Genomic DNA, 212 nt, shown 5'->3' with positions numbered 1-212 from the left:
GGATGGGTGAGTGTGAATTCACCATCCATCGCATGTTTAGTGTTCAGCGTGGCATTTATTGCCTGATTCAACGCTGCTTGTTGATTATCCGTAAACAAGGAAACAAATTGCTTTTGTGAGAGCTGGCTGGGGTATTTTTGATTTAACAGCATGGCTGCTTCAGGGCTTAGTTGGATGAGTCCTGTTTTATCCAGCTGCCAATAACCCAGTTT

1 protein-coding gene is annotated in these 212 nt (G+C 43.9%); it reads right to left on the bottom strand.

Features of this window, described 5'->3' with window-relative positions; all coding sequences use genetic code 11:
• The coding region (locus B3182_RS08895) for a hypothetical protein (RefSeq protein WP_292752444.1) at positions 1-212 on the bottom strand (212 nt) is incomplete at both ends.

The sequence above is a fragment of the Methylophaga sp. UBA4204 genome, from assembly GCF_002379485.1.
In the GTDB taxonomy this organism is placed as follows: domain Bacteria; phylum Pseudomonadota; class Gammaproteobacteria; order Nitrosococcales; family Methylophagaceae; genus Methylophaga.
The sequence above is the reverse complement of the archived record's forward strand: the minus strand, read 5'-3'. Positions and strand labels throughout refer to the sequence as shown.